The 1,488-nt window shown below is 46.9% G+C and carries 3 protein-coding genes; 2 read left to right on the top strand and 1 reads right to left on the bottom strand.

The window, feature by feature from the left end; translation table 11 throughout:
- Window positions 1-213: hypothetical protein (locus NZM04_10010; protein MCS7064352.1), on the bottom strand; the 213-nt coding region annotated here is incomplete at its 3' end.
- A 232-nt stretch (window positions 214-445) separates the two neighbouring features.
- Between NZM04_10010 and NZM04_10015 the strand changes: the two genes are divergently transcribed.
- Together NZM04_10015 and NZM04_10020 are read left to right on the top strand one after the other, a co-directional pair.
- On the top strand, window positions 446-1,177 hold the full coding sequence (locus NZM04_10015) for a methyltransferase domain-containing protein (GenBank protein MCS7064353.1): 732 nt from the start codon (window positions 446-448) through the stop codon (window positions 1,175-1,177).
- A gap of 122 nt (window positions 1,178-1,299) precedes the next feature.
- On the top strand, window positions 1,300-1,488 hold a 189-nt coding region (locus tag NZM04_10020; protein MCS7064354.1), incomplete at its 3' end, for a hypothetical protein.

Genomic DNA, 1,488 nt, shown 5'->3' on the forward strand with positions numbered 1-1,488 from the left:
GAGTGTCTCAAAGAGGTTAGTCGTTGGGCAATGACCGTGGGATTGTCCGCGGAAATGCAGGAAGAGAGTTTGGGCAAGCAGAGCGAAAAGAAGCAGCGCGCGGAGAAGGGGAGAATGGATGGATGTGGGCTTGGAATAAGCTTTGTGTCCCGCATAGAGACTGGCCAAGAGGGTAAAAAGAGTGGCGATATAAATCCAGCAACGGTCGGGCATGAGAGAGTTTATTCTTAAGTCAAAGATCTAGGATTTCAATTTTTGTCTTGTTTTGCACGCGAAACTTCTGCCCTGTTACGAACTACAAGCCAGGTTCTCTCCATGATATACCACAACATCGGCTCACTGTTCTGATTTTGAATCAATGATTGATTTATCTTGAATTAAAGGTTGAACAGTCCACATTCCGCCTCTAAGCCTACGCAAAGATTCTTTGTTACATAGCCATACTATGCCGAAACCTTATCAACCCGTAGTCTCTGACCTACTCAATCAATGGCGTCCGGCAACAATACTCGACGCACCCTCTGGTAGCGGATGGCTAAAAGATGCTCTCCACTACAAATGTAAATTAGATGGCATAGATCTTTTTACCCCCCCCCACACACACACCGCCACAGACATAAGCCAGACATACAGCGCGACATATCACACATTTCTTTGTGCCGATCTTGATTTGGGCATTCCTGAAGATTTGCCGCTTTATGAAGCTATTGTCTCTTGCGAGGGCATAGAACATCTAGGAAATCCCAATCTTTTCTTTAAGACCGCCTATTCACATCTGGTGCCTGGAGGCAAACTAATCGTCACAACCCCAAATATCTGGTATCCTGAATCGCGACTTAAGTTTTTCCTGCGAGGCTTTTTTCCGAGTTTCCCATGCCTTACAGGTCGAATTGCCACAGGCACACACATGCACATCATGCCATGGTCTTTCCCACAACTGTATTTATACATGAGGCTCAACGGATTCACAAATATCGTGCTTCATAACGTCAGTGAACCCAAGCCAAAAAGGTTCTACGAGCGGCTCATCGGTTTTCCACTGGTTCTTTATTGTCGCCGCAAGCAAGCTCAATCTCGCACCGAAGAAGAGCGTGTCTTTTGGTCACAAGCAGGCACGTCTCAATCCACTTATGGCCGTCGTCTTGTAGTCAGTGCTGAAAGGCCTCTATCATCCTAGCATATTATTTTGCTCGATCGGATACATAGATTGCTATTTCTGTTCAATAGAAATACAATCCGAGACTATAATCTGATGTAAAAGAATCACCTCAAGTGCGCCACCCACACATGTTTAGCACCATGGAAACAACACCCGTGAGACTTCTCTCTGGCGGCAACCCACAAATCGCTAAAGCTGATGGCGACGCACCAGTGCAGGCTTATATTGCTGCGATGCCTGGATGGAAACGCGACGTTGGGCAACATCTCGATGCGTTGATCACTCGACTTGTGCCCCAGGTATGCAAAGCCGTGAGGTGGAACACCCCG

The sequence above is a fragment of the Candidatus Methylacidiphilales bacterium genome (assembly GCA_025056655.1).
Taxonomy (GTDB): domain Bacteria; phylum Verrucomicrobiota; class Verrucomicrobiia; order Methylacidiphilales; family JANWVL01; genus JANWVL01.